The sequence below is a fragment of the Roseivivax marinus genome, from assembly GCF_900109705.1.
In the GTDB taxonomy this organism is placed as follows: Bacteria; Pseudomonadota; Alphaproteobacteria; order Rhodobacterales; family Rhodobacteraceae; genus Roseivivax; species Roseivivax marinus.
The window spans coordinates 453,948-480,577 of record NZ_FOAI01000001.1; the positions used below are offsets into that span (position 1 = coordinate 453,948).

Below are 26,630 nucleotides of genomic sequence, written 5' to 3' on the forward strand. Positions count from 1 at the left end.
TCCATCGGGGTTCCGGGTGGAGATAGATTGTTCGCAGGTGCAGCGCAACAAAAATACCCGGACCTGCGTCACCGTGTTCTAATGTTACGTCACCGATTTTTGCGGCGGGTGCGAAGCTGGGTTGGTAAGACCCCGCCATGGATACGCTTTTCACCCTCGTCGCACCGGACGCCCTGGCGCTCTGTCTCGCCATAGCCCTGCTGTCGGGGATCGTGAAGGGCATGGTGGGCTTCGCCATGCCGATGATCATGATCTCGGGCATGAGCTCGGTGCTGACGCCGGACCTCGCGCTGGCGGGGCTGATCCTGCCGACGCTCGTGTCGAACGGAATGCAGGCGCTGCGACAGGGGCCGCGGGCGGCGTGGCACTCGGTGGTGCACTTCCGGGTCTTCCTGATCGTCGGTGCGGTGATGCTGCTGCTGTCGGCGCAGCTGGTGGCGGTGATGCCGACCCGGGTGCTCTTCGCGCTCATCGGCGGGCCGATCGTCCTGTTCGCCGCGGCGCAGCTTCTGGGCTGGAACGGCCGCCTGCCGGGGCACGGCCGGGTGGCCGAGGTGGTGATCGCGGCCTTCGCGGGCTTCATCGGCGGGTTCTCCGGCGTCTGGGGGCCTCCGACCGTGGCCTACCTGACGATGCTGGGCACCGAGAAGGCCGAGCAGATGCGCGTGCAGGGGGTCATCTATGGCCTCGGGGCGGTGATGCTGACGGCGGCGCACGTCGGATCGGGGGTCCTGAACGGCACGACGGTGTGGCTGTCGCTGGCGCTCTTGCCCGCGGCGGTGATCGGCATGTGGCTGGGCGGCCGGGCGCAGGACCGCATCGACCAGCGCGCGTTCCGCCGCGCCACCCTCGCCGTGCTGCTGATCGCCGGTCTGAACCTTTTGCGCCGCGCCTTCCTCGCCTGAGACCTTCGCCCGGGCCCGCGTGGCTCAGGACATCGGCACCGATCCGCATGCGCCGGCGATCTCGGGTGCCTGTGCGGGCGGCACGACCTCGAACCGGGCCGAGTAGATCTCGTCCCCGTTCTGCTCGGCGGTGAAGGTCCACGTTCCGGTGACGCGCTCTTCCTCGGTGTCGAAGGTATAGGCGTTGATCGATTCGGAGGCGCCGCCGATCATGGTGACGTAGCTCTGCCGCGTGGCGCCCGACTCGCGGAAGGGCGGGTGGGTCAGGGTGATTGTCACACCGTCGAGGATCAGCCCCCGCACCGCCTGCGTCTTGATCCCGAAGCTGATGCCGTCGACCGCCGGAACCACGTGGGTGCGCCACTGGAACTCGGGCACGACCGAGAAGAGCTCGATCCGTCCGGCGACGGTGCCGGGCGCCTCGAGCTCGCCTTCCGAGGGGACTTCGCAGAACACGCCCTGAACGGCGCGGAAACGCTCTTCGTCGAAACGCAGGGGCGCGGTGTCCTCCTGCGCCACGGCGGGCAGGGCAGCGATCAGGGCGAGGGGGATGAGGGCGCGGATCATGGCGCCAGAGGGCGCCGAGAGGGGACCATTGTCAACCGCGCCGGGGGGCGGTGTGGGCGACCCGCCGCCGGTCCGGCGATGAAAAAGGCGCGCCCCGCCGGACGCGCCTTTGGCATGCGTTCGGGCACAGGCCTCAGCCGATGGCCGCAGCCTTCACGTCGTCGTCGATGTAGGGGGCGTACTGGGCGAAGTTGTCGGCGAACATCTGCACCAGCTTCCCGGCCTGCGCGTCGTAGGCGGACTTGTCATCCCAGGTCCGGCGCGGGTCGAGCAGCAGCTCGGCCACGCCCTCGACCTTGACCGGCACCTCGAAGCCGAAGTTGGGGTCCTTGCGGAACGGCGCGTTGGCGAGGCTGCCGTCGAGCGCCGCGGTCAGCAGCGCGCGCGTGGCGCGGATGGGCATCCGCGAGCCCTGGCCGTAGGCACCGCCGGTCCAGCCGGTGTTCACCAGCCAGCAGGTCGCGCCGTGCTTGGCGATCTTGTCGCGCAGCAGGTTGCCGTAGACTTCGGGACGGCGCGGCATGAACGGCGCGCCGAAGCAGGTCGAGAAGGTCGGCTGCGGTTCGGTCACGCCACGCTCGGTGCCGGCGACCTTGGCGGTGAAGCCCGACAGGAAGTGGTACATCGCCTGCGCCGGGGTCAGCCGCGCGATGGGCGGCAGCACGCCGAAGGCGTCGCAGGTCAGCATGATGATGTTCTTGGGGTGCCCGCCGAGCGCCGTCTTGGAGGCGTTCGAGATGTAGTCCAGCGGGTAGGCGCAACGCATGTTCGCGGTCAGGCTGTCGTCGTCGAAGTCGAGAGCGAAGGTCTCCTCGTCGTAGACCATGTTCTCGATGACGGTGCCGAACTTCGAGGTGGTGTCGTAGATCTCGGGCTCGGCCTCGCGGCTGAGGTTGATCGTCTTGGCGTAGCAGCCGCCTTCGAAGTTGAAGATGCCGCGGTCGGACCAGCCGTGTTCGTCGTCGCCGATCAGCACGCGGTCGGGGTCGGCCGAGAGGGTCGTCTTGCCGGTGCCGGACAGGCCGAAGAAGATCGCGGAATCCACCGGGTTGCCGCGCGCGTGGTTGGCCGAGCAATGCATCGGCATCACGCCCTTCTGCGGCAGCAGGTAGTTGAGCAGGGTGAAGACGGACTTCTTGTTCTCGCCCGCGTACTCGGTGTTGCCGATCAGGATGAGCTTCCGGTCGAAGTTCAGTGCGATCACCGTCTCCGAGCGGCAGTCGTGCTTCTTGGGGTCGGCCTTGAAGCTCGGGCAGTTGATGATCGTGAAGTCGGCGAGGAAGCGGTCGAGGTCCTCGCGGTCCGGGCGACGCAGCATGTGACGGATGAAGAGGCCGTGCCAGGCCAGCTCGGTGACGACGCGGACCTTGATGGCGTGGGCCGGGTCGGCGCCGCCGGTCAGGTCCTCGACGAAGTAGTCGCGGCCCTTCATGTGCTCGAGCATGTCGGCATAGAGCGCGTCGAAGCCCTCGGGCGACATCGGCGCGTTGTTCTCCCACCAGATCTCGTCCTCGACCGAGGGCGTGCGCACGACGTGCTTGTCCTTCGGCGACCGGCCGGTGAAGGCCCCCGTGGAGACGAGGAATGCGCCGCCGCGGCCCAGTGCGCCTTCGCCGCGCTTGAGCGCCTCGTCGATCAACGCCGGCTCCATGAGATTGTAATAGACGGATCCGAGGCCCTCGATCCCCTGATCTTCGAGCCGGAACTGCGGGTTCACCCGTCCAGATGTCATGGTTCTTCTCCTCGTGTCGCGCCGATGCACGAACTCTGCGCTATACCGCGCCGGTATGCCGGCGTGTGCCGGCTCTAGCATGACGATTTCGGCGGTGAACAGGCCGGTTCAAGCCGGTTAGCGCAACCAAGCCCGGTTTAGCGCAATCATCTTTCGCGCAGGGGGTGAGAGGATGGCGACCGGATGGCGCTTAACCGCTTAGTCACGGCAATGGGGTTGCATTATGGCCGCGGCGTGACGGTGATTCGCACATGGCAATTGCCGGACGGGGCGAAGGGTCTCATACTGGGAAAAAACATGTCATGAGCAGTACGAGGAAAGCCCCAATGTCCAAAATCGCCCTTGTGGACGATGACAGGAACATTCTGACGTCGGTGTCGCTCACGCTCGAGGCGGAAGGCTTCGAGGTGGAGACCTATAATGACGGTCAGTCCGCGCTCGATGCCTTCAACAAGAAGATGCCGGACATGGCCGTCTTCGACATCAAGATGCCCCGGATGGACGGCATGGATCTGCTGCAGCGCGTGCGCCAGAAATCCAAGATGCCGGTGATCTTCCTGACCTCGAAAGACGACGAGATCGACGAGGTGCTCGGCCTGCGCATGGGCGCGGACGACTACGTCAAGAAGCCGTTCAGCCAACGCCTTCTGGTGGAACGTATCCGCGCGCTCCTGCGCCGTCAGGAAGCCGTGGCCACCGGCGCCGTGGGCGAGACCGAAGAGACCAAGCTGATGGTCCGCGGGTCGCTCACTATGGATCCGCTGCGCCACTCGGTGACATGGAAGGGGCAGGACGTGTCGCTTACCGTGACCGAGTTCCTGCTGCTTCAGGCGCTCGCCCAGCGGCCGGGCTTCGTGAAGTCCCGCGATCAGCTCATGGACGTGGCCTACGACGATCAGGTCTACGTCGACGACCGCACCATCGACAGCCATATCAAGCGTCTCCGCAAGAAGATGCGTTCGGTCGATACCGAGTTCTCGGCGATCGAGACGCTCTACGGGATCGGCTACCGCTACAACGAAGAGTGAGCATGGCCCTGGCCGAGCGGATCGACTCGCCGGACGACACGCGCGACGAGCGCCGCGACGACGACGTGGTGCTCGGCGACGACTGGGTCGCCCCCGACAGCACCGTGGAGCGGGAGCTGCGGGAAAGCCGTGCCCGCCGCGGTTTCTTCTCGCTGAACCGCTCGCCGCTCACGCGCAAGATCATCACGTTCAACCTCATCGCGCTGAACGTGATGGTGGCCGGGATCCTGTTCCTCAACGCGTCGCGTGACACGCTCGCGATCCAGCGCGCCAATGCCGCTCAGGCCGAGGCCGAGCTGATCTCGGACGTGTTCGAGGCGCAGGTGCCGAGCGCGGCCCCCGTGAACCTCGCCACCGGCGACGGCATCGACGTGCGCGATACCCTGGACGGGCTCGAACTGCGCGACGGCACGCGCCTGCTGGTTTTCGACGCGCGCACGGTTCTCGTGGGCGAGGCCATCGGCGCGCTGCCCGCGGCAACTGACGCTCAGGCGGAGCAACCCACGGTCATTTCGGACTTCCTCGCGGCATTGTGGCAGGTGACCTCGGGGCTCTTCACGATCCTCTCGGGCGACGAGCCGATCACGCTGGAGGATCGCCTGCGCCGGTTGATCGAAGCCGATCCTCCGCGTGATACCCAGGTGCTCCAGTCCACCGCCGACAGCGGCGAAACCGAGTTCACCGCGCTCACGCCGATCGAGCAGGGCGAGCGCATCATCGGCTATATCGGCGTGGTCACGCCCGCCGCCGAGATCGACGCCGCCGTGCGGATGGAGCGCGAGCGTGTGCTGCAGATGTTCATGATCGCCACGTTGGTGTCGATCGGGCTGAGTCTGGTGCTGGCCTCGACCATCGCGCACCCGATCTCGGATCTGGCCGAGGCCGCCGAGATCGGGCGCGAGCGCAACCGCGCGAAGGGCGCGTCCGGCCGCATCCGCATCCCCGACCTGACCGCGCGCCCCGACGAGATCGGGCGCCTGTCCGGCGCGCTGCGCGGCATGGTCGGCGCGCTTTACGACCGTATCGACGGCAACGAGCAGTTCGCCGCCGACGTCGCGCACGAAATCAAGAACCCGCTCGCCTCGCTGCGCTCGGCCGTGGGCTCGTTGCGCATGGTCAAGAAGGAGGAGCACCGACAGAAGCTCCTCGACGTGATCGAGCACGACGTCCGCCGGCTCGACCGGCTGGTCTCCGATATCTCGAACGCCTCGCGTCTCGACAGCGAGTTGGTCAAGGAGGAGGAGCAGGAGTTCAACCTGCTCGAGATGATCGACAACATCGCCCAGTTCCTCGGCCAGGACGCCAAGAAGAAGGGCATCGAGTTCATCACCGATCTGCCGCCTCGCCCGATCCGCATTCACGGGCTGGAGGCGCGCCTCGCTCAGGTCTTCGTGAACCTCATCACCAACGCCATCTCGTTCTGCGAGGACGGCGACGCGATCCGGGTCTGGGCGCGGCGCCGCGAGAACCGCGTGCTCGTCGTGGTAGAGGACACCGGCCCCGGCATCCCGGACCAGGCACTGACCAAGATCTTCAAGCGCTTCTACTCGCAGCGCCCTGAAACGGACTTCGGCAACAATTCCGGCCTCGGCCTCGCGATCTCCAAGCAGATCGTCGAGGCGCATGGCGGTGTGATCTGGGCCGAGAACATCCGGCCGACCGAGGCCGACGTGACCTCCGAGCCGCTGGGCGCACGCTTCGTCGTGGGCCTGCCGCTCTGACCGGCGAGCCGCTCGTCCTCCACGCCACCGCGGTCGCGGTCGACGGGCACGCGGCGCTGATCCAAGGGCCTTCTGGCAGCGGCAAGTCCGTGCTCGCGCTCGAGATGATGGCGCGCGGTGCGGTCCTCGTCTCGGACGATCGCGTGATTCTGCGCGATCAAGACGGTGAGCTCGTCGCGTCCGCCCCCGACCCGATACAAGGCATGATCGAGGCGCGGGGGGTCGGCCTTCTCGGTGCCGACACTGTGCCCCACGCGGCGGTGTGTGTCGTGGTGGACCTCACGCGCACGGAAAGCGATCGCCTGCCGCCCCGTCGCACGGTTTCGCTCTTGTCACGCGAGGTCGCGCTCCTTCACAAGGTCGAGCATCCCCACTTCGCTGCGGCGCTGGTCCAATATCTGAAGGGCGGGCGAAAGGAGTAGGCGCAACATGACCCCATCGGAAGCGCGCGTGGTCCTCGTGACCGGCCCGTCCGGCGCGGGACGCACGACGGCGATCAACGCGCTCGAGGACCTGGGCTTCGAAGCAATCGACAATATGCCGCTGAGCCTGATCCCGCGGCTTCTGGACGGTCCCCGGCTGGACCGCCCGATGGCGCTGGGTCTGGACGTCCGGAACCGCGATTTCTCGGTGGACGCGCTGCTGGCGCTGCACGGGCAGGGCGCAGAGGCCGACGGCGCCCAGCTGGAGCTGCTCTACCTCGACTGCGCGATCAACGTGCTCGTCCGGCGCTACTCCGAGACCCGCCGCCGGCACCCGCTGACGCCCGACGCCGCGCCCTCCGAGGGGATCGAGCGCGAGCGTGCGTTGCTGGAACCGGTGCGCGCCCGCGCCGACACGCTGATCGACACCACGGAACTGACGCCGCACGATCTGCGGGCCGTCCTCGCCGACCGCTACGGCACGGGCGAGGCGCGGCACCTGTCGGTGTCGGTGGTGTCGTTTTCCTACAAGCGGGGCCTGCCTCAGGGCGCGGACATGGTCCTCGACTGCCGGTTCCTGCGCAATCCGCACTGGGATCCGGAACTGCGTCCGTTCACGGGGCTCGATACCGCGGTCGTGGAGCACGTCACCGCCGATCCGCGCTATTCCGGGTTCGAGGACCGGGTGCTGGACATGCTGGACTTCCTGCTCCCGCAGCATCGCGCCGAGGGCAAGGCGCACGTCACCATCGCGTTCGGCTGCACCGGGGGACGTCACCGCTCCGTGACCGCGACGGAACGGGTGGCCCGCGCTCTTGCAGATCGTGGCTGGAGCGTGTCACTTAGACATCGCGAGCTGGATCGGCAGGGGCTCGGCCCGCGCGCCAACCGGTCCGAAGACCCGAAGTGCGGAGAGACGAACGCGTGATCGGCATCGTGATCGTGGCCCATGGTGGACTTGCGCGGGAATATCTTTCCGCGGTGGAGCATGTCGTCGGTGTGCAGGACGGCATGCGGGCGATCTCGATCGAGGCGGAGCACGACCGCAGCGACAAGCAGTCCGAGATCTGCACCGCAGCCGACGCCGTAGACCAGGGCGACGGCGTGGTGATCGTCGTGGACATGTTCGGCGGCTCGCCCTCGAATCTCAGCCTGCGCGCCTGCCAGCCCGACAACCGCCGGATCCTTTATGGCGCCAACCTCCCCATGCTCATCAAGCTAGCGAAGTCGCGGCAGAAATCGGTGGGCGACGCGGTCCGCATCGCCTTGGAAGCAGGGCGAAAATACATTGACAGCCAGAACATCAAGCCGGAATACGGCACGGATGCAGAGACGCGCTCGGCCTGAAAGGGCAGGGCCGCGGCGCGTCCGGGGAGTGAGATGACCACCACCGTCCGCAAAGAGCTGAAGATCGTGAACGAAAAAGGCCTGCACGCCCGCGCGTCGGCCAAGCTCGTTGAAGTGGTGGAGGGGTTCGACGCCTCTGCCGAGGTCAGCCGCGATGGCCAGAGCGCCTCGGGTGACAGCATCATGGGGCTTCTCATGCTTGCTGCGGCAAAGGGCTCAACGATCGAGATCGAAACGTCCGGCGCCGATGCCGAGGCGCTGGCCGATGCGATCGAGGCGCTGATCGCGAATCGCTTCGGTGAGTCATGCTGACGCCGGACCCGACCGCGCCCGCGCGACGCACGGGCGTGGAGTCCCATACCCGCCGCGATGTGCCGCACCGTCTGGCCCCGGTCCCGGCTCCGCCGCAGGCGCCATACGACAAGCGCAAGCTGAGCTACGCCGGTACGTTCGAGAACCCGTGGAAGCGCGGCACGATCCGCGCGATGGAGTGGGCGACCGGCAAGCTGCCGCTTCTGCACATGGTCCGCCGCTTCGAGCGGATCGGCCCAGCCGAGGGGCAGGCGTTCTGGGCGCAGGCGCTGTCGATCATGGGAATCGCGCTCGAGACGCCCGAGGATCAGATCGCGCGCATCCCGCGTGAGGGGCCGGTGGTGCTGGTTGCCAACCACCCGCACGGTCTGGTGGACGGCATGGTGCTGGCGGAGCTGATCGGCCGGGTCAGGCGCGACTACAAGATCCTCACCCGCTCGCTCCTGACCGGCGTGCGCGAGGTCGAGCGCTTCATGATCCCCGTGCCGTTCCAGCACGAGATCGACGCCAAGGAGCAAGGGCTCGAGATGCGCCGCCGCGCGATGGGGCATCTGCAGGACGGGGGGCTCGTGGCGCTGTTCCCCTCGGGCGTGGTCGCCGCGTCCGAGCGGTGGTTCGGCCCGGCGGTGGAGGCTGCCTGGAACCCGTTCACCGCCAACCTGATCCAGCGCTCCGGGGCCACCGTGCTGCCGGTGCATTTCCCCGGTCAGAACAGCCGCGCCTACCAGGTGGCGAACAGGCTGTCGGCGACGCTTCGGCAGGGCCTGCTGATCCACGAGGTGGTGGCGGCCTGCAACCGGCCGCAGGCGCCGGTGATCGGCGCTCCCATCGGCCCCGACGAGATCCGCGGCATGGGCCTGGGCGGGCGCGACCTGGTGGCGCGCCTGCGTGAGATCACGATGGAACTCGGCGCGACCCGCGGCTGAGGGCGACGGCCTTCTCCATTCGCAGAAACTGACGCGCACAACCCGCACCGTAGGAGCGGGCACGCGTTCGTCAGCTGTAGGCGCGCTCCACCCCGGCGGCGATCGCGTCGCGCAGCTTGCGTTCGAGCGCCTTCTGGCGCGGCTTGGAGTGCAGCTTCAGCCCGAACATGTCCTTGACGTAGAAGCTGTCGACCACCTGCTCGCCGTAGGTCGCGATGACGGCGCTGGCGATGTAGATGTTCTGTGCCGCCAAGGTCCGCGTCAGGTCGTAAAGCAGGCCTGGCCGGTCGCGGGTGTCGACCTCGATGATCGTGTAGATTTCCGACCCGTCATTGTCGAAGGTGATCGAGGTGGGGACGCGGAAGGCGCGTTCGCGCTTGTTGATCTTGTCCTTCGACTTGATCGCCTCGCGGGCCACGACCTCGCCCAGCAGGGTTTTTCGGATGGTGTCGCGCAGGCGGGGCAGGCGCTCGGCCTCGTAGGGGTTGCCGTCGCCGTCCTGGATCCAGAAGGCCGCCGTCGCGTAGCCGTCCTTGGTCGTGTAGGTGCGCGCATCGACCACGTCCGCGCCGGCCAGTGCCAACGCTCCGGCCAGCCGCGAGAAGATGCCGGGGTGGTCCACCAGCGCGAAGGCGACCCGGGTGGCGTCGCGATCCTCGTCCGGGTGGATGTCGATGCGGATCTCGTCGTTCGAGATGTCCCGCAGAAGGTTCGCCAGCACCACGTGGGCGGTGACGTGCAGTCCCTGCCAGTAGGGGTCGTAGTGACGGTCGATCTCGGCCGCGAGCGCGTCGTCGTCCCAGTCCGAGAGCTGCTCCGCCAGAAGCCGCTTGGCCTCGGCCCCGCGGTTGGCGCGGTTGAGATCTTCCATGCCCGACTCGAGCGCCCGCCGGGTCTGGCGGTAAAGCGCGCGCAGCAGAGCGGCTTTCCAGTTGTTCCAGGTGTTCGGCCCGACACCGCGGATGTCGCAGACCGTCAGCAGAAGCAGCAGGTCCAGCCGCTCTCGACTTTTCACCGCCTTGGCGAAGTCGCGCACGGTGCGCGGGTCTGCAATGTCGCGCTTCTGGGCCATGTCGGACATCAGCAGGTGGTGGCGCACCAGCCACTCGATGGTTTCGCACTCGTCCTCGTCGAGGCCGAGGCGGGGGGCGACCTTGCGGGCGATCTTGGCGCCGACCACCGAGTGATCCTCGTCCCGGCCCTTGCCGATGTCGTGAAGGAGCAGCGCGACGTAGAGGATACGGCGGTTCACGCCCTCCTCGAGGATCGAGGTCGCGACGGGCAGGTCCTCGACCAGGTGGTGCTCTTCGATCTCGGAGAGGTGCCAGATGCACTGGATGGTGTGCTCGTCCACCGTGTAGCTGTGATACATGTTGAACTGCATCATCGCGACGATGGGCTCGAACTCGGGGATGAAGGTGCCGAGCATCCCAAGCTCGTTCATCCGCCGCAGCGCACGGCTCGGGCTGCCGTCGCCGAGAAGCAGGTCTAGGAAGATCGCCTGCGCCTCGGGGTTGCGGCGCATGTCCTCGTCGATCAGGTGCAGGTTCGCCTTGATGAGCCGCAGCGCCTCGGGGTGGATCTGCACGCCGGTATGCTCGGACTCCCGGAAAATCCGCAGCAAGTTCAGCTTGTCCGACAGGAATTCCGTCGCGTTCTCGAAGATCAGGCGGCCGGTTTCGGTGGTGTAGCCGGCGCCGACGCGCGGCGCGCGCGAGAACATCCGCTTGAGCAGCGGCGGCTCCTTGCGCTGCTGCGCCTCCAGCGAGGTCAGCACGATGCGTGTGAGGTCACCCACCGCGGTGGCGTGACGGAAATAGGCCTGCATGAAGATCTCGACGCCGCGGCGGCCTGCCCGGTCCTCGAAGCCCATGGCGGCGGCGACCTCGACCTGCATGTCGAAGGTCAGCTGCTCCATCGCGCGGCCCGCGATCAGGTGCAGCTGGCAGCGCACGGCCCACAGGAAGGCTTCGGCCCGGCGGAAGGTCTCGTGCTCCTCGCGCCGGAAGACGCCCAGCTGCACCAGCTCGGCGGTGTCCTCGGTGCGGTAGACGTATTTGGTGATCCAGAACAGCGATTGCAGGTCACGCAGCCCGCCCTTGCCCTCCTTCACGTTGGGCTCCACGAGGTAGCGTTGGCCGCCCTGCTTGCGGTGCCGTTCGGCCCGCTCCTCGAGCTTGGCCTCGATGAACTCGCGCTCGGTCCCGGCGAAGAGATCGTCCCAGAGACGTTCGTGCAGCTCGTCCGCGAGCGGCGCGTGCCCGGCGAGGTAGCGCATCTCGAGCATCGATGTGCGGATGGTGAAATCCTCGCCCCCCAGCCGCAGGCAGTCCTTCACCGTGCGCGAGGCATGGCCGACCTTCAGCTTCAGGTCCCACAGGATGTAGAGCAGCGACTCGATCGTGCTCTCGGCCCAGGCGGTGATCTTGTAGGGCGTGAGGAACAGCAGGTCGACGTCCGAGTGCGGCGCCATTTCGCCCCGGCCGTAGCCGCCCACGGCGAGCACCGCGAGCCGTTCGGATTCGGTCGGCGTGGGATTCCGGTGCAGGCGCCCGGTCGCGACGTCGAGCGCGGCACGCACCAGCCCGTCGGTGAGGTAGCTGTAGGCGTGGGTGATCTCGGGGGCGGCCATCGGGTTGGCCCGGGCGGCGGCGGCGATGACCTCGCGGCCTGCTTTCCGCCTGGCAGAGAGGACCTGCACCGTCGCGCGACGAACGCTGGGTTCGTCCGTGGCCTCGCCGATCGCGGCGTCCAGCTCGGCGGTCACCGTCTCGGGGTCGAAGATCTCCGCGGCCGGCGCAATCAGCGCAGGCGCAGAGGGATCGGCCGGGCCGCCCTGGGCCCGGTCGGGTGTCGTGTCGGGGGCCGGATCAGAAGCCGGCGCCGCGGAAGCCGCCTGGGGCTGGGTCAAGGATCACCACCTGCTGGTTCCGCACGGTCGCCACGGCGAGGCCGCGCTGGTTCGTGCCATCGGGTCTCAGGCGGAATACCCCGGTCGCGCCCTGGAAGCCAGAGCCCTGCGTCAGCCCGCGGGCGCTGAGGGCGTCCGAGCGGCCCTGCGCGGCCAGCGCTCCGATCGCCGCGATGCCGTCGAAGCCGAGTTCGGCAAGCGCCGGCGGGGCCGACCCGTATGCCGCCTGGTAGCGGCTCTCGAACCGCTGGCGGGCGCTGCGGTCCGGCATGGTGAAGTAGGCGCCTTCGACGCCGGGCAGGTTGAAGCCGTCCGGCCGGGTGTCCCAACGGGTGAGGCCCATGTACTGCACCGCATCGGGCGAGAGGCCCTGCTCGGGGCCGAGCTGAAGGACCACCGACAGGCCGCCTTCCCAGGTGTCGGTCAGGAAAAGACCGTCGGCCTGCCCATTGGCGACCAGCGGCTGCACACGTCCGATTGCGCCGCTCAGGCTTTCGGAGTTGAGGTCGTAGCCCTCGGCGGCCACCACGCGCGCACCGTTCCGCGCGGCGGCGGACTGGATCGCGTTTCGGCCGATCTGGCCGGCGACGTTGTTGGTGTAGAGCACGGCGAGGTCGTCGGTGCCCTCGTTCGAGGCGTAGGATACCAGCCGGTTCGCGCTGTTCTCGAAGGTCGAGCCCAGCACATAAAGATTGCCGCCGGCCACCTGCGTGTTGTTCGAGAAGCTCAGGACGTTGACGCCCTCGTCGGCCACGGCGACGGCGGCGGCGTTGGCGGCCTCGCCGTAGAGCGGCCCGAGGATGATACCCGCACCCTCGTCGACGGCGCGCTGCGCCACGGCGGCGGCGGTGCCGGTCTGGCCGGCGGTGTCGTAGACCCGCAGATCGATCTCGGCGCCCTGGAGATCGGCAAGCGCGAGACGCGCGGCGTTCTCGAGGCCGCGCGCGACGGGCGCGGCGCCGGAATCCGACTGCGGAAGCAGCAGCGCGACCTGGACCGGCTGGCCCGGCGTCATGCCGGGGCCGCCGGACATCAGCGGCGCGTCACAGGCGGCGAGGCCCAACAGGGCCAGACCCGCCGCCGCGCGGCCGATCGCCTTGCGGGCGGGTGCAAAACGGGCAAACATGGATGGAAACTCCCTCGATCTGTCGGATTGTGGGGCGCGGGCCGCCGACACCGCGCCGATTTGTCGCGAAAGTGTAGAGCAGCGCATGGACCGGTCCAACAGTGAATGCGGACCCGGCGCAGACAGTAAACGGAGCGTTCGCGAGGTGGCCCCGGGGCTTTACCTCGTGGCGACGCCGATCGGGAACGCCCGGGACATCACCCTGCGCGCGCTCGACCTTCTGGCCGGGGCCGACGTGCTGGCCGCGGAGGACACGCGCTCGCTGCGCCGGTTGCTCGAGATCCACGGGGTCGCGCTGAACGGCCGGCCCTGCATCGCCTACCACGACCACAACGGCGCCAAGGCCCGGCCCAAGCTGATGGCCGCACTCGAGCAGGGACGGTCGGTGGTCTACTGTTCCGAGGCCGGCACGCCGCTGGTGTCGGACCCGGGCTTTGACCTCGTGCGCGCGGCGACCGAGGCCGGGCACCCGGTGACCACCGCGCCCGGCCCGGCCGCTGCCATCGCCGGACTGACGCTGTCGGGCCTGCCGAGCGACCGGTTCCTCTTCGCGGGCTTCCTGCCGCAGGCCAAGGGCGCGCGCGACAAGACGCTGGCCGAGATCGCACCTGTGCCCGCGACGCTGATCCTCTACGAATCTCCGCGCAGGCTGGGCGCGACGCTGGCCGCAGCGGCGCGGATCATGGGCGAGACGCGCCCGGCGGTGGTCGCGCGAGAGCTGACCAAGCGGTTCGAGGAGGTCCGGAGGGACAGTCTCGGGGCGCTGGCCGCCCATTACGACGAGGCCGCGGCCAAGGGCGAGGTGGTGCTGCTGATCGGGCGCGGCGATTCACCGAAGGTTAGCGAAGAGGAGATAGACCGGGCGCTGACCGAGGCACTGCGGAACATGTCGGTGCGGGACGCGGCCGACTCGGTGTCGTCGCGTTTCGGCGTGTCGCGACGGCCGGTCTACCAGCGTGCCATGGCGCTCGAACGCGAAGGGGGCGGCGATGACGACGACTGACCGGATGCACCGCGGCGCGGTGGCCCACAGGGCGGGGCAGGCGGCCGAGATGGCCGTTGCCGACGACTACCGGCGTCGTGGCTACGGCGTTGCCTGCATGCGCTGGCGCGGCCGGGCAGGAGAGGTCGACCTCATCGCGCGCGACGGTGACGGCCTCATCTTCGTCGAGGTCAAGCGCGGGCGCTCGTTCTCCCGTGCGGCGGAACGGCTCGGACGGCGCCAGATGGACCGGCTCTGCACCACTGCCCAGGAATTCTGTGCCACCGAACCGCACGGAAGCCTGACGGAGATCCGCTTCGACGTCGCTCTGGTGGACCAGTACGGCGCGGTGCGCGTGATCGAGAACGCCTTCGGCAACGCCTGAGCGCAGGACCTGCGCGCGGCACGGCCATTGCCCTCACGGGTCCGCTGCCCCATCTATGGGCCCGACCGACGCCGCGAGGACAGACATGAAAATCGCCTTCCAGATGGACCCGATCGGGCCCGTCAACATCGACGCCGACAGCACCTTCCGCCTTGCCGAGGAGGCACAGGCAAGGGGGCACGAGCTGTTCTATTACACGCCCGATCACCTCGCCTACGAGGAGGGGCGCATCACCGCCCGCGGTCAGGACCTGCGCGTCCAGCGTGTGAAGGGCGACCACGCCAGCCTCGGCGAGATGCGGCATGTGGACCTCGACGAGTTCGACGTCGTGTGGCTGCGGCAGGATCCGCCCTTCGACATGCACTACATCACCACGACGCACCTGCTGGAACGGCTCGGGCCCGGCACGCAGGTGGTCAACGACCCGTTCTGGGTGCGCAATTCGCCCGAAAAGCTGCTGGTGCTGAACTTCCCCGAATTGACGCCGCCGACTGCCATCGCGCGCGATCTCGAGACGCTGAAGGCGTTCCGCGCCCGCCACGGGGACGTCATCCTCAAGCCGCTCTACGGCAACGGCGGGGCCGGTATCTTCAAGCTGGGCGCCGATGACCGGAACCTCTCGTCGCTGCACCAGATGTTCACCGGCTTTTCGCGCGAGCCGCTGATCGTGCAGAAGTTCCTGCCGGCGGTAACGAAGGGCGACAAGCGGATCATCCTCGTCGACGGCGAGGCGGTGGGCGCCATCAACCGCGTCCCGGCCGAAGGCGAGGTGCGCTCGAACATGCATGTGGGCGGGCGCCCCGAGAAGGTCGAGATGACCGAACGGGACCACGAGATCTGCGCCGCCATCGGCCCGATCCTGCGCGAGAAGGGTCAGATCTTCGTCGGCATCGACGTGATCGGCGACTGGCTGACCGAGATCAACGTGACCTCGCCCACCGGAATTCAGGAACTCGAACGCTTCGACGGAATTAACGTAGCAGGGCGGATCTGGGAGGCCATCGAGGCGCGACAGGGATGAGCTGGCAATCGAAGTTGTTGGGTCTGCACATGCGCTGGACGGTCAAACCCTGGCTGGCCCGCGTTGAAAACCCCGGCGACTTCTCCAGCGACGTCGACATGCTGCGTCCGCTGCTGCGGCGTCCGCCGTTCCTGCGGCGGTTCTCGCGGCCCGACGGGCTCACCTGGATCAGCGCGAGCCTCACGCGCGAGAACGCGGCGATCCTCTATTTTCACGGCGGTGCCTACGTTGCAGGCTCGCCGGACGGATACGTCGGGCCTCTGGCGCAGCTTTCGACCCTTTCGGGTGTGGAGATCTGCGCGCCGCGCTACCGCCTCGCACCCGAGCACCCCTTTCCCGCTGCCTTCGAGGATGCCGTCCGCGCTTGGAAGAAGCTGCGCCGGCTCGGCTACCGTCCACGCGACATCGTCATCGGCGGCGACAGCGCCGGTGGCGGTCTTGCCCTCGCCCTCCTGTCGCGCCTCTGCCGGCGCGGCACGCCGCCGTTGGCTGCCTTCGCCTTTTCCCCGTGGACCGACCTTGCCATGACCGGCGACAGCCTGACCGAGAATGCCGATCTCGACGCCATGCTGCCGGCAGACCGCATGGCCGAAGTCGTGGATCTCTACCTCAACGGACGCAGCCCCACCGACTGGCGCGCATCGCCGCTTTATGGGGTGTTTCCCGACTGCCCCCCGGTGCTGCTGCAATACGGCGAGTCGGAGATCCTGCGCGACGACTCTGTCCGCATGGCCGCGCGTCTGCGCCAGTACGGCGCGACGGTGACCGAAGAGGCGCTGCCCGATGTGCCGCATGTCTGGCAGATTCTCGATGGCTGGATCCCCGAGGCACGCGCCAGCCTCGAGAGCACCGGGCGCTTCGTTCAGTCCGCGTTCGAGGACGCGACGATCCGGTAGCTCACCGCCTCCGCCACATGCGGGCGGCGGACCGCGTCGCTGCCGTCGAGATCGGCGATGGTGCGAGCCACACGCAGAATCCGGTGATAGCCCCGCGCCGAGAGGCCGAAGCGCTCGGCGGCGCGCGACAGAAGGGCCGTGCCGTCTGCATCCGGTGCCGCCACCTCTTCCAGACGCGCGCCCTCGGCATCGGCGTTCGTTCGACCCGCGCCCCGGTCCTCGTAGCGTTTCGTCTGCACCTCCCGGGCGGCCGCAACACGTGCTGCCACGACGTCGGAGGCATCGCCCGAGCCCGGCAGCGCGAGGTCTGTATAGGCCACCGGCGGCACCTCCACACGCAGGTCGAAGCGGTCCATCAGCGGCCCCGAGATCCGGCCCATGTAATCCTCGCCGCAGGCCGGCGCCCGCGAGCAGGCCCGCTCGGCGTCCGCAAGGTGCCCGCAGCGACACGGGTTCGCCGCCGCGACCAACGAGAACCGGCAGGGATAGCGGACATGCGCGTTGGCCCGCGCGACCATGACCTCGCCGGTCTCGATCGGCTGGCGCAGGGTCTCCAGCACGGTGCGGGGGAACTCGGGAAATTCGTCCATGAACAGCACGCCATTGTGCGCGAGGCTGATCTCGCCCGGTTTCGCGCCGCGCCCGCCGCCGATGATCGCGGCCTGGCTGGCGGTGTGGTGCGGCTCGCGGAAGGGACGCGCCATGGAGATCCCGCCCTCGTCCAGCAGCCCCGCGAGCGAATGGATCATCGAGGTTTCCAGCGCTTCTGCGGGCGTCAGCGGCGGCAGGATCCCGGGCATTCGCGCAGCCAGCATCGACTTGCCCGAACCAGGTGCCCCCACGAGTATCAGGTGGTGCCGGCCGGCGGCGGCGATCTCGAGCGCGCGCTTGGCGCGTTCCTGTCCCTTCACGTCGCGCAGGTCGCGCGCGCCGGAGGGCCGGGCGATCTCTCCGGCGGTGCAGGGCGGCAGGACCGACTGCCCGGTGAAATGTTTCACGACCTCCAGCAGCGTGCGCGGCGCGATCACCGGGCAGGCGTCGACCCACGCGGCCTCGGGACCCGAGGCGTGCGGGCAAAGCAGGCCGCGCCCGTCCTCGGCGGCTGTCATGGCCGCCGGCAGAGCCCCGATCACCGGCATTAGCGCTCCGTCGAGTGACAACTCGCCAAGCGACACGGTCGCCGCGGCGGCGTCGCGGGGCACCACGTCGAGCGCGGCGAGCAGCCCGAGCGCGATAGGCAGGTCGAAATGCGAGCCCTCCTTGGGCAGATCCGCGGGCGAGAGGTTCACGGTAATCTTGCGCGAGGGCAGGGCGATCGACAGCGCAGACAGCGCCGCCCGTACGCGGTCGCGCGCCTCGCTCACCGCCTTGTCGGGCAGGCCCACGATCGAAAAGCCGGGCAGGCCCGGGGTGACCGCGCACTGCACCTCGACGAGCCGCGCTTCCACGCCCTCGAACGCCACCGTGTAGGAATGTGCCACCATGCGCCGCCCCGGGCCCGCTTGCGCCTCGAGGGTCGCCGCAACGACGTTTCAACTTGGTTAACACTGAGCACGGCACAGAACGCATTGTCCCGGTGTCGCCCATCTTGCGCGCAGCGTTGCGGGCCTGCTGCATTCAACCTGTGCGAATGGTGGATGCGCCCTAAGCGATATTTGCGCGATGTCGAGGGGTTCCGACATTTTTTTGCAACCAAGGCTGATCCGGCTGCGTTCCGCCTCCGTAAGGGCAAGTGAGGGTCGCGATCATGGCGGCCACCCACCGGAACACGGGAGTCACCATGGCACTGGAAACCTTCAACGATCAGACGCTGTCCCGTCGCGCCATGAAGGCCGAGTTGCTCGATGCCGAAACCGAGTTGAAACTTGCTTATGCTTGGCGGGACGAGCGCTGCGAGAAAAGCCTGCATCGGCTGATCACCGCCTATATGCGGCTCGCGATCTCCATGGCATCGAAGTTCAAGCGCTACGGCGCGCCGATGAACGACCTGATCCAGGAAGCCGGCCTCGGTCTGATGAAGGCGGCCGACAAGTTCGATCCGGACCGCGGCGTGCGCTTCTCGACATACGCGGTGTGGTGGATCAAGGCCTCGATCCAGGATTACGTGATGCGGAACTGGTCGATGGTCCGCACCGGCTCGACCTCGTCGCAGAAATCCCTGTTCTTCAACATGCGCCGCGTTCAGGCCCGGCTCGAGCGCGAGGCCGCCGCGAGCGGCGAGAGCCTCGACCGCCACCAGCTGCGCCAGCTCATCTCGACCGAGATCGGCGTGCCGCTGCACGACGTCGAGATGATGGAAGGCCGCCTGTCGGGCTCCGACTATTCGCTCAACGCGACGCAGTCGGTCGAGGACGAGGGCCGCGAGTGGATCGACGCGCTGGAGGACGACAGCGCGCAGGCGTCCGAGCTGGTCGAGAACACCCACGACACCGAACAGCTGCGCGAGTGGCTGCTGGCGGCGATGTCGGCGCTGAACGACCGCGAGCGCTTCATCGTGCGCGAGCGCAAGCTGCGCGACGATGCCCGCACGCTCGAAAGCCTCGGCAACGAACTGGGGCTCTCGAAGGAACGTGTGCGCCAGCTCGAGGCTGCGGCTTTCCTCAAGATGCGCCGCTCTCTCGAGACGCAATCGCGCGAAGTCCACGCCTTCCTCGCGTGATCCGGGCCCTTGCCCTTGTTCTCGCCGCCTCGGCCGGCATGGCCGGGGCGGCGGAGTTCGATGACGCCGACATCGTCTTTCTCGGCGAACAGCACGACAATCCCGCACATCACGCCCGCCAGGCCGAGCTGGTTGACGAGATCGCGCCCGCCGCGCTCGTCTTCGAGATGATGACGCCCGCGCAGGCGGCGGCCGTTACGCCGGAATTGATCGGTGACGAGGCTGGTTTGGAAGCGGCGCTTGGCTGGGCCGAGAGCGGCTGGCCCGACTTTTCCCTGTATTACCCCATCTTTGCGGCGGCCCCAGAGGCGGCCTTCTACGGCGCGGCCCTGCCGCGTGAGGAAGCCCGGCAGATCATGGATCGCTCCATCGCCGAAATGTTCGGCGCGCAGGCGGCCGAATATGGCCTGACCGATCCGCTGCCCGACGATCAGCGCGAGGCCCGTGAGGCGTTGCAGGCCGAGGCCCACTGCGACGCGCTTCCCGACGAGATGCTGCCGGTGATGATCGATATCCAGCGCCTGCGGGACGCCTATATAGCCCGTGCCGCGCTCGAGGCGCTCGACGCGACCGGCGGGCCGGTCGCGGTCATCACCGGCAACGGTCACGCGCGGCTAGACTGGGGCGCGCCGTCCTACGTCGCGAGGGTGGCGCCCGAGGTCGCGGTCGCCGCGTTCGGGCAGGGCGAAGCCGCCCACGGTGCGCCCGAAGGCGGCTTCGACTTCACCGAGATCGGCCCGGACGTGGACCGAGGCGATCCCTGTGCGCAGTTTCGCGACGGCTGAGGGCGCTGGCCCTCGCTTGTCCTTCGCCGGTGCGGGGCTTACGTTCCGCCTCGTCCCACCGGCCGGAGTTTCATCCCCATGCTTGCTGGCAAGCGCATCCTCCTGATCGTCGGCGGCGGCATCGCGGCCTACAAGTCGCTCGACCTGATCCGCCGTTTCCGCAGCGCCGGGGCGTCGGTCACCCCGGTCCTCACCCGCGCCGCCGAGGAATTCGTGACGCCGCTGTCCGTCGCCGCCCTGGCCGGAGAGCAGGTCCACCGCGACCTTTTCGACCTGACCAACGAGGCGCAGATCGGGCACATCCAGCTGAGCCGCGTGGCCGATCTGGTGATCGTCGCGCCTGCGACGGCGGACCTGATGGCGAAGATGGCGCAGGGTCACGCCGACGATCTCGCCTCGACGCTCCTGATGGCCACCGACACACGGGTGATGATTGCGCCAGCCATGAACGTCCGGATGTGGGAGCACCCCGCAACGCAGCGCAACGCCGCGACGCTGGCGGGTGACGGCGTCCTGACCGTGGGCCCGAATTCCGGCGACATGGCCTGCGGAGAGCATGGCCCCGGCCGAATGGCCGAGCCGGCCGAGATCGTCGCCGCCGCCGAAGACGCGCTCGCCGACGGGCCTCTCCGGGGGCGCCGGATCGTCGTGACCTCCGGACCCACGCACGAGCCCATCGACCCGGTGCGCTACATCGCCAACCGCTCGTCGGGGGCACAGGGAACCGCCATCGCCACGGCGCTTGCCGGGCTCGGCGCAGAGGTCGTCTTCGTCACCGGGCCCGCCACCGTGCCTCCGCCCGCGGGCGTCGAGGTGATCCGGGTCGAGACCGCGCGCGAGATGCACGCCGCCGTGCGCGCCGCGCTGCCCGCCGACGCCGCGATCTGCGCCGCGGCCGTGGCCGACTGGCGCATGGCGGCGGAGAGCGGATCGAAGATCAAGAAGGGCGCCGACGGTCCGCCGACGCTGCACTTCGCCGAGAACCCCGACATCCTCGCCGAGGTCTCGCAACTGGCCGAGGGACGGCCCCGGCTGGTCGTGGGGTTCGCCGCCGAAACGGACGACGTGATCCGCCACGCCACCGAGAAACGGGCCCGCAAGGGCTGCGACTGGATCCTCGCAAACGACGTGTCGCCCGCGACCGGCATCATGGGCGGGCCCGAGAACGCGGTGACGCTGATCTCGGCCGACGGCGCCGAGACATGGCCCCGCGTCGGCAAGGACATGGTGGCCCGCAAGCTGGCCGAGCGCGTGGCCGAAACGCTGGGAGAGGGCACATGAGCGACGGCATGGAGCAGGTGCGCGTGGGCTTCCTCTGGGATGAGGGGGCAGACCGGACCGTGGGTCTTCCGAGCTATGCCAGCGACGGCGCGGCGGGCGCGGATCTGCGCGCGAACTTTCCCGGCCGCACGGGGCAGGACATCGCGCCGGGCGGCCGTGCGGTGATCCCCACGGGCCTGCGGATCGCCGTGCCCACCGGCTACGAGGCGCAGATCCGCCCGCGATCGGGCCTTGCGCGCGATCACGGCATCACGCTGCCGAATTCGCCGGGCACCATCGACAGCGACTATCGCGGGCCGCTCGGGGTGATCGTGATGAACCTCGGGGACGAGACCTTTCATATCTCGCACGGCGACCGCATCGCGCAGCTGGTGCTGGCGCCGGTGGTGCGCGCGGTGTTCGAGGAAGCGACGCATCTCGATGACACCCGCCGGGGGTCCGGCGGCTTCGGCTCCACGGGCCGCCGCTGATGCTTCTGGTCCTGTTCATCGCCGCGATGCTTTGGGGGATCGGGCACTACATGGGCACCCCGCGATCGGCGCGGCTCTACATGCTGGGGCTGCTGTTCCTCGCGGTGCTCGCGCTTCAGGTCGTGCTGCCCGCCGGGCACCCGGCGCGCGAGGCCACGGGAGGCAGCGCAGGACAGTGGCTGGTGGCGGCGGGGCTCGTTGCGCTGATCGTCGCCTACCGCGCGGTGCTGAAACGGGTGCGCGCCCGCGCCGAGGAGAACGAGGCCGAGGTTGCCCGTGAGGAGGCCGCCGAGGCGCCGCCCCGGCAGGCCGGAACCTTCGGTGCGACGGAGCTGGAGCGCTACGCGCGGCATATCGTTCTGCGAGAGGTCGGAGGTCCGGGGCAGAAGGCGCTCAACTCCGCGCGTGTCCTGGTGATCGGGGCGGGCGGCCTCGGCGCGCCGGCGCTGCAATACCTTGCGGCGGCCGGGGTGGGCACGGTGGGCGTCATCGACGACGACGTGGTGGAAAATGCCAACCTCCAGCGGCAGGTGATCCACGACGATGCCGACATCGGAAAGCCCAAGGTCTTTTCCGCCGAGGCCGCGCTGAAGGCACAGAACCCGTTCGTGGCGGTGAAGCCCTATCATCGCCGGCTCGAGCCCGGGATCGCCGAGGAGCTGTTCGCCGACTACGACGTGATCCTCGACGGCTCGGACAATTTCGACACCCGCTACCTTGCCAACCGTGCCGCTGTCGCGCGCGGGCTGCCGCTGATCTCCGGGGCTCTCAGCCAGTGGGAGGGACAGATCTCGGTCTTCGACCCCGCGCGCGGCGCGCCGTGTTACCAGTGCGTTTTTCCCGAACGTCCGGCGCCCGGCCTTGCGCCGTCCTGCGCCGAGGCCGGCGTGATCGGGCCGCTGCCGGGGGTGGTGGGCTCGATGATGGCCGTCGAGGCGATCAAGCTCGTCACCGGCGCCGGACAGCCGCTGCGGGGCGAGATGCTGATCTACGACGGGCTCTGGTCCGAGACCCGGAAGATCGCGCTCAAGCGCCGTGCCGACTGTCCGGTCTGTGGAACGGCCTGATTGCCGCGACGGGGCGGGGCGTGGACGCGCCGCTCCAGCCACACCATATCCAGTCCGGGCCCCGGCCCGACCGCCCGAAAGGAGACCGTCATGACCAATCCGCTTCTCGCCGAGTGGGACACGCCCTTCGGCCTGCCGCGCTTCGACCGCATCTCGGACGACGATTTCGGCTCGGCGTTCGAGACCGCCCGGATCGAGCATCTCGCCGAGGTGGCGGCGATCGCGGAGAATCCCGAGCCGGCCACGTTCGAGAACACCATCGTCGCGCTCGAAGGGGCGGGGCGGGCGCTCGACCGGGTGCTGACGGTGTTCTTCTCGTTGGCCGGGGCGGATTCGAACCCGGCCCGTCAGGCCCTGCAGCGCGACTTCGCGCCCAAGCTCGCCGCCCACGGCGCGGCGATCACCGGCAACCGCGATCTGTTCGAGAGGATCGAGGCGCTGTGGCAAGACCGTGGGGCGCTGGACCTCGCGGCGGAAGAAGCGCGGCTTCTGGAGCTCACCCACCGCAGCTTCGTGCGGGCGGGTGCCGCGCTGACCGGCGCGCAAGCCGACCGGATGACCGAGATCAAGTCGCGTCTGTCCGTGCTGGGTACGCAGTTCACGCAGAACCTTCTGGCAGACGAGAGCGGCTGGCAGATGGAGCTGAGCGAGGGCGACCTCGAAGGTCTGCCCGAGACCGTGTGCGCCTCGGCGCGCGCCGCCGGCGCGGAGCGTGGTGCCGACGGACCGGTCATCACGCTTTCGCGCTCGCTGATCGTGCCGTTCCTCCAGTTCTCGACCCGCCGCGACCTGCGCGAGACCGCGTGGCGGGCATGGACCTCGCGTGGCGCGATGGGCGGCGAGACCGACAATCGCGCCATCGCCGCCGAGGTGCTGAAGCTGCGCGAGGAGCGCGCCAAGCTGCTCGGCTACGACACGTTCGCGGCCTACAAGCTGGAACCGGAGATGGCCAAGTCGCCCGAGGCGGTGCGCGAGTTGCTGACCTCGGTCTGGCAGCCGGCCCGCGCCCGTGCGCTCGAGGATCAGGAAAAGCTCCAGGCATTGATGGCCGATGACGGGGTGAACGGCACGCTCGCGCCATGGGACTGGCGCCACTACGCCGAGCGCCGCCGCCGCGCCGAGTTCGACATCGACGACACGGCGCTCAAGCCGTACCTGCAGCTGGAGCGGATGATCGAGGCGGCGATGGACTGTGCCAACCGCCTGTTCGGTCTGGAGTTCCGCGAGGTGGACGTGCCGCTTTACCACGCCGACGTCCGCGCCTGGGAGGTGACCCGCGACGGCGCGCACGCGGCGGTTTTCGTGGGCGACTACTTTGCGCGGGCGTCCAAGAGGTCGGGCGCGTGGTGCTCGGCGCTTCGCAGCCAATCGAAGAGGCCCGAGGCGCGCACGGCCGTTCCGGTGAACGTCTGCAACTTCGCGAAGCCGGCGGCGGGCGAGCCGGCGCTTCTGTCCTACGACGACGCGCGCACGCTCTTTCACGAGTTCGGCCACGCGCTGCATCACATGCTGTCGGACGTGGAGTTCGGTTCGATCTCGGGCACGAGCGTGGCCCGCGACTTCGTCGAGCTGCCCTCGCAGCTGTTCGAGCACTGGCTTGACGAGCCCGAGGTCCTGCGCCGCTTCGCCACCCATGTCGAGACGGGCGAGCCGATGCCGCAGGACATGCTCGACCGGATGAAGGGCGCGGCGCTGGCCAACCAGGGCTTCGAGACGGTGGAATACCTTGCCTCGGCGCTGGTGGACCTCGAGTTCCACGCCGGACCGGCGCCCGCCGACCCGATGGACCGACAGGCCGAGGTGCTGGAAGAGCTCGGGATGCCCGAGGCCATCGTCATGCGCCACGCCACCCCGCACTTCGCCCACGTCTTCGCGGGCGACGGATATTCCAGCGGTTACTACAGCTACATGTGGTCCGAGGTCATGGACGCCGATGCCTTCGCCGCCTTCGAGGAGAAGGGCGATGCGTTCGACGGCGACACCGCCCAGGCGCTTGAGGAGCGGATACTCTCGCGCGGCGGATCGGCCGAGCCGGACACGCTCTACGTCGATTTCCGCGGCCGGATGCCGGGCGTCGAGGCGCTCTTGCGGGGGCGCGGTCTCGCAGCCTGATCCCGTGCGCCGCGGGCGGCGGATCCGTCGCCCGGAGGAGCTGTCATCGGGAGGGGAGGCGGTTCCGGGCTGACCCGCCGGGACGGGCCGGCCCTCGCAGTTCGTGCATCCGTCTGGCGGGCGTCATTCGGGCGTCGCGAAGGGCGCCCGTGTCAGTGTGAAGCCTTCCGCCTCCAGCAGCGCGGCCAGGCCGGTTTCGCCCTGCAGGTGCGCCGCTCCGGCGGCGACGACCACCGGCTGTGCGGTCTCCTCGACGGCGTCGAGGATGACGGGCAGCCAGGCCTCGTTGCGGGCGGTCAGAAGGGTCGCTTCCATCTGGTCGAAGCTCTCGTCCACCTCTTCGGGAGGAAGCGGGGAGGACCGGCGCGACATCAGGCGCGACAGCTCCCAGCTCGCGGCCGTGCGCTCTTCGAAATAGGTGGCGATCAGGGTGGCCATCATGTCGCTGCCGTCATCGCCGGGCACGATGGCGGCGCGCAGCATCTCGAGCTGGTCCTCCATGGGCGCGTCCTGAAATAGCCGGAACACCGTGTCCACGTCCTCAAGCGCCTGCATCTGTGTGCCGGTATCCTTGGCGATCCTCTGAAGCCGTGCGTCGAGTCCGTCGAGGACCGACGGGCTTTCGGTCGCGCAGCCGGGCAAGGCAAGGACCATCGACAGATACCAGGGCTGGAACTTGGCGGCCATGACCGGTGGAATGCCCCGCGCCTTCGCCGCCTCGGCGAGGCGCTGCCATTCGGCCTCCTCCATCAGCTCGGGCAGGGCGGTGTCCTTGAGGACCAGCATTCCCGGATCCTCGCGCATCCGGCGCTCGAGATCCTCCATGCCGCCCGGGGTCATCTCCAGAAGCAGTAGCCCGGAGCCATCGATCGTCTCGCGCAGCCCCTCGGCCGGCGCGGCGAGCCGCGGGTCCGAGATGTGGATGGTGCCGACGAGGTGGATGACCTCGCCGTCTCGCTCGGCGATCCAGTGGTTGCCCTCTCCGAAGGGGGTGGAGGCCGTGGCCTCGTCCAGCAGGGCACGCTCGGCGTCCGAAAAGTCGGGCCGCATGTCGCGCCCCTCGCACGCCGCCGCGGCCGTCGCGGTCCAGAGGGAGAAGGCCGCGAGGGCGGCAAGCACGAGGCGCATGGGGGGCTCCGGGATTTTGTCTGCGCCGCAGGCTAGGGGAGCGCCTTGCCACCGGCAAGCGGGCGGGTCAGCTTGGCCGGCGTGGAACGGGAACGTGATCTCTACGCGCCGCTGAAGGCGCATCTCGAGGCACTGGGCTACGCCGTGAAGGGCGAGGTCGGTCCGGCGGACCTCGTGGCGGTGCGGGACGATGCCCCCCCGGTGGTGGTCGAGCTCAAGCGCACCCTGTCGCTCAAGCTCTATCACCAGGCGCTGGCGCGGCTCTCGCTGACCGATCACGTTTACATCGCCGTTCCCGCGCCGAAGGGCCGGCAGGCGCGGCGCATCCTGACGGACAACACCCGAATGTGCCGGCGGCTGGGCCTCGGCTTCATCACGGTGCGGCCGGATGGCCGGGTCGAGGTGCGCTGCGACCCCGGTCCCTATGTCCCGCGCCGCAACCGCAAGGGGGCGGAGAAGCTGCTTTCGGACTTCGCCCGGCTGCGCGGCGACCCCAACGACGGCGGCGCGACGCGGCACGGGCTGGTCACGGGCTACCGCCAGGACGCGCTGGCCTGCGCGGCTCATCTCTCCGACACCGGGCCCGACAAAGTCGGCTCGATTCGCTCCGCCACCGGCGTCTCGGCGGCGCAGCGCATCCTTGCGGACAATCACTACGGCTGGTTCGAGCGCACCGCGCGCGGGGTCTATGGTTTGACCGAGGCCGGGCGTGCGGGGCTCGTTCACTGGGCCGGCAGCTGGGAAGACAACGGCTAGGCAAGCACTTGCCGGCGCCCCCGGCGGGCGACCGCCGTCCGCGGCGGCGATCCCCTTTCGACGATCGCCTCGAATACCGACATTTCTGCAG

General features: G+C 68.9%; 25 protein-coding genes. 19 read left to right on the forward strand and 6 right to left on the reverse strand.

All coding sequences use genetic code 11. The features are described 5' to 3' along the window. Positions 1-137: 137 nt before the first annotated feature. Complete coding sequence (locus BMX29_RS02070; protein WP_092809972.1) at positions 138-905, forward strand: sulfite exporter TauE/SafE family protein; 768 nt, start codon at positions 138-140, stop codon at positions 903-905. Between the two features lie 24 nt (positions 906-929). On the opposite strand, the gene BMX29_RS02075 is transcribed toward BMX29_RS02070, so the two are convergent. Both BMX29_RS02075 and BMX29_RS02080 read right to left on the reverse strand, forming a co-directional pair. Beyond that, positions 930-1,472 carry a DUF3859 domain-containing protein gene (locus BMX29_RS02075; protein WP_092809974.1) on the reverse strand — a complete coding sequence of 181 codons (543 nt, stop codon included), beginning with the start codon at positions 1,470-1,472 and terminating at the stop codon, positions 930-932. A gap of 133 nt (positions 1,473-1,605) precedes the next feature. Then, positions 1,606-3,204 (reverse strand): phosphoenolpyruvate carboxykinase, encoded by a 1,599-nt coding sequence (locus BMX29_RS02080; RefSeq protein ID WP_092809976.1) that lies wholly within the window; start codon positions 3,202-3,204, stop codon positions 1,606-1,608. Between the two features lie 326 nt (positions 3,205-3,530). Here BMX29_RS02080 and BMX29_RS02085 point away from each other — a divergent pair, with 326 nt between their 5' ends. Genes BMX29_RS02085 through BMX29_RS02115 form a run of 7 tightly spaced genes read left to right on the forward strand, consistent with a single transcriptional unit; the run spans position 3,531 to position 8,960 of the window. Further along, complete coding sequence (locus BMX29_RS02085; protein WP_043845505.1) at positions 3,531-4,232, forward strand: response regulator transcription factor; 702 nt, start codon at positions 3,531-3,533, stop codon at positions 4,230-4,232. A gap of 2 nt (positions 4,233-4,234) precedes the next feature. After that, on the forward strand, positions 4,235-5,953 hold the full coding sequence (locus BMX29_RS02090) for a sensor histidine kinase (RefSeq protein ID WP_092809978.1): 1,719 nt from the start codon (positions 4,235-4,237) through the stop codon (positions 5,951-5,953). 59 nt (positions 5,954-6,012) lie between these two features. Next, on the forward strand, positions 6,013-6,375 hold the full coding sequence (locus BMX29_RS02095) for an HPr kinase/phosphorylase (protein ID WP_342342371.1): 363 nt from the start codon (positions 6,013-6,015) through the stop codon (positions 6,373-6,375). 7 nt (positions 6,376-6,382) lie between these two features. Then, a complete protein-coding gene (rapZ, locus tag BMX29_RS02100; protein ID WP_043845500.1) occupies positions 6,383-7,303 on the forward strand; it encodes an RNase adapter RapZ in 921 nt (306 codons plus the stop codon). Further along, positions 7,300-7,722, forward strand: a complete 423-nt coding sequence (locus BMX29_RS02105) for a PTS sugar transporter subunit IIA (RefSeq protein WP_092809982.1) — start codon at positions 7,300-7,302, stop codon at positions 7,720-7,722. The genes rapZ and BMX29_RS02105 overlap by 4 nt, the downstream gene beginning before the upstream one ends. A 33-nt stretch (positions 7,723-7,755) precedes the next feature. Next, a complete protein-coding gene (locus BMX29_RS02110) occupies positions 7,756-8,034 on the forward strand; it encodes an HPr family phosphocarrier protein (protein WP_043845497.1) in 279 nt (92 codons plus the stop codon). A 35-nt stretch (positions 8,035-8,069) separates the two neighbouring features. Next, on the forward strand, positions 8,070-8,960 hold the full coding sequence (locus tag BMX29_RS02115; protein ID WP_244889119.1) for a lysophospholipid acyltransferase family protein: 891 nt from the start codon (positions 8,070-8,072) through the stop codon (positions 8,958-8,960). A 70-nt stretch (positions 8,961-9,030) separates the two neighbouring features. On the opposite strand, the gene BMX29_RS02120 is transcribed toward BMX29_RS02115, so the two are convergent. Beyond that, positions 9,031-11,871, reverse strand: coding sequence for a [protein-PII] uridylyltransferase (locus tag BMX29_RS02120; protein WP_092809984.1), 2,841 nt, complete (start codon positions 11,869-11,871; stop codon positions 9,031-9,033). After that, positions 11,831-12,997 carry a penicillin-binding protein activator gene (locus BMX29_RS02125; RefSeq protein WP_043845495.1) on the reverse strand — a complete coding sequence of 389 codons (1,167 nt, stop codon included), beginning with the start codon at positions 12,995-12,997 and terminating at the stop codon, positions 11,831-11,833. Before BMX29_RS02125 ends, BMX29_RS02120 begins: the two co-directional genes overlap by 41 nt. An 85-nt stretch (positions 12,998-13,082) precedes the next feature. Here BMX29_RS02125 and rsmI point away from each other — a divergent pair, with 85 nt between their 5' ends. The 4 genes from rsmI to BMX29_RS02145 all read left to right on the forward strand — a co-directional run bounded on the left by rsmI (position 13,083) and on the right by BMX29_RS02145 (position 16,281). Further along, positions 13,083-14,000 (forward strand): 16S rRNA (cytidine(1402)-2'-O)-methyltransferase, encoded by a 918-nt coding sequence (gene rsmI, locus BMX29_RS02130; protein ID WP_092809998.1) that lies wholly within the window; start codon positions 13,083-13,085, stop codon positions 13,998-14,000. Beyond that, positions 13,987-14,364 carry a YraN family protein gene (locus tag BMX29_RS02135; RefSeq protein ID WP_092810000.1) on the forward strand — a complete coding sequence of 126 codons (378 nt, stop codon included), beginning with the start codon at positions 13,987-13,989 and terminating at the stop codon, positions 14,362-14,364. Before rsmI ends, BMX29_RS02135 begins: the two co-directional genes overlap by 14 nt. A gap of 85 nt (positions 14,365-14,449) precedes the next feature. Beyond that, positions 14,450-15,385: a glutathione synthase gene (gene gshB, locus BMX29_RS02140; RefSeq protein WP_092810002.1), complete on the forward strand. Its 936-nt coding sequence runs from the start codon at positions 14,450-14,452 to the stop codon at positions 15,383-15,385. Then, entirely contained in the window at positions 15,382-16,281 is a 900-nt protein-coding gene (locus BMX29_RS02145) for an alpha/beta hydrolase (protein WP_092810004.1), read from the forward strand. The genes gshB and BMX29_RS02145 overlap by 4 nt, the downstream gene beginning before the upstream one ends. Here the strand turns inward: BMX29_RS02145 and BMX29_RS02150 are convergent. Continuing rightward, a complete protein-coding gene (locus BMX29_RS02150; protein WP_092810005.1) occupies positions 16,248-17,765 on the reverse strand; it encodes a YifB family Mg chelatase-like AAA ATPase in 1,518 nt (505 codons plus the stop codon). The two genes, BMX29_RS02145 and BMX29_RS02150, sit on opposite strands and share 34 nt — an antisense overlap. A 296-nt stretch (positions 17,766-18,061) precedes the next feature. Between BMX29_RS02150 and BMX29_RS02155 the strand changes: the two genes are divergently transcribed. The 6 genes from BMX29_RS02155 to BMX29_RS02180 all read left to right on the forward strand — a co-directional run bounded on the left by BMX29_RS02155 (position 18,062) and on the right by BMX29_RS02180 (position 24,655). Beyond that, a complete protein-coding gene (locus tag BMX29_RS02155) occupies positions 18,062-18,940 on the forward strand; it encodes an RNA polymerase factor sigma-32 (protein WP_043845485.1) in 879 nt (292 codons plus the stop codon). Next, on the forward strand, positions 18,937-19,725 hold the full coding sequence (locus BMX29_RS02160; RefSeq protein ID WP_244889120.1) for a ChaN family lipoprotein: 789 nt from the start codon (positions 18,937-18,939) through the stop codon (positions 19,723-19,725). Before BMX29_RS02155 ends, BMX29_RS02160 begins: the two co-directional genes overlap by 4 nt. Before the next feature lie 78 nt (positions 19,726-19,803). Continuing rightward, positions 19,804-21,006, forward strand: a complete 1,203-nt coding sequence (gene coaBC, locus BMX29_RS02165) for a bifunctional phosphopantothenoylcysteine decarboxylase/phosphopantothenate--cysteine ligase CoaBC (RefSeq protein ID WP_092810007.1) — start codon at positions 19,804-19,806, stop codon at positions 21,004-21,006. Next, complete coding sequence (gene dut, locus BMX29_RS02170; protein ID WP_244889121.1) at positions 21,003-21,476, forward strand: dUTP diphosphatase; 474 nt, start codon at positions 21,003-21,005, stop codon at positions 21,474-21,476. The genes coaBC and dut overlap by 4 nt, the downstream gene beginning before the upstream one ends. After that, entirely contained in the window at positions 21,476-22,543 is a 1,068-nt protein-coding gene (locus BMX29_RS02175) for a HesA/MoeB/ThiF family protein (RefSeq protein WP_092810008.1), read from the forward strand. Before dut ends, BMX29_RS02175 begins: the two co-directional genes overlap by 1 nt. A gap of 90 nt (positions 22,544-22,633) precedes the next feature. Continuing rightward, on the forward strand, positions 22,634-24,655 hold the full coding sequence (locus BMX29_RS02180; RefSeq protein WP_092810010.1) for a M3 family metallopeptidase: 2,022 nt from the start codon (positions 22,634-22,636) through the stop codon (positions 24,653-24,655). A 123-nt stretch (positions 24,656-24,778) separates the two neighbouring features. Here BMX29_RS02180 and BMX29_RS02185 read toward each other — a convergent pair whose 3' ends face one another. Beyond that, on the reverse strand, positions 24,779-25,783 hold the full coding sequence (locus tag BMX29_RS02185; RefSeq protein WP_092810012.1) for a TraB/GumN family protein: 1,005 nt from the start codon (positions 25,781-25,783) through the stop codon (positions 24,779-24,781). An 81-nt stretch (positions 25,784-25,864) separates the two neighbouring features. Here BMX29_RS02185 and BMX29_RS02190 point away from each other — a divergent pair, with 81 nt between their 5' ends. Next, positions 25,865-26,539 (forward strand): DUF2161 domain-containing phosphodiesterase, encoded by a 675-nt coding sequence (locus tag BMX29_RS02190; RefSeq protein ID WP_092810176.1) that lies wholly within the window; start codon positions 25,865-25,867, stop codon positions 26,537-26,539. Positions 26,540-26,630 lie beyond the last annotated feature (91 nt).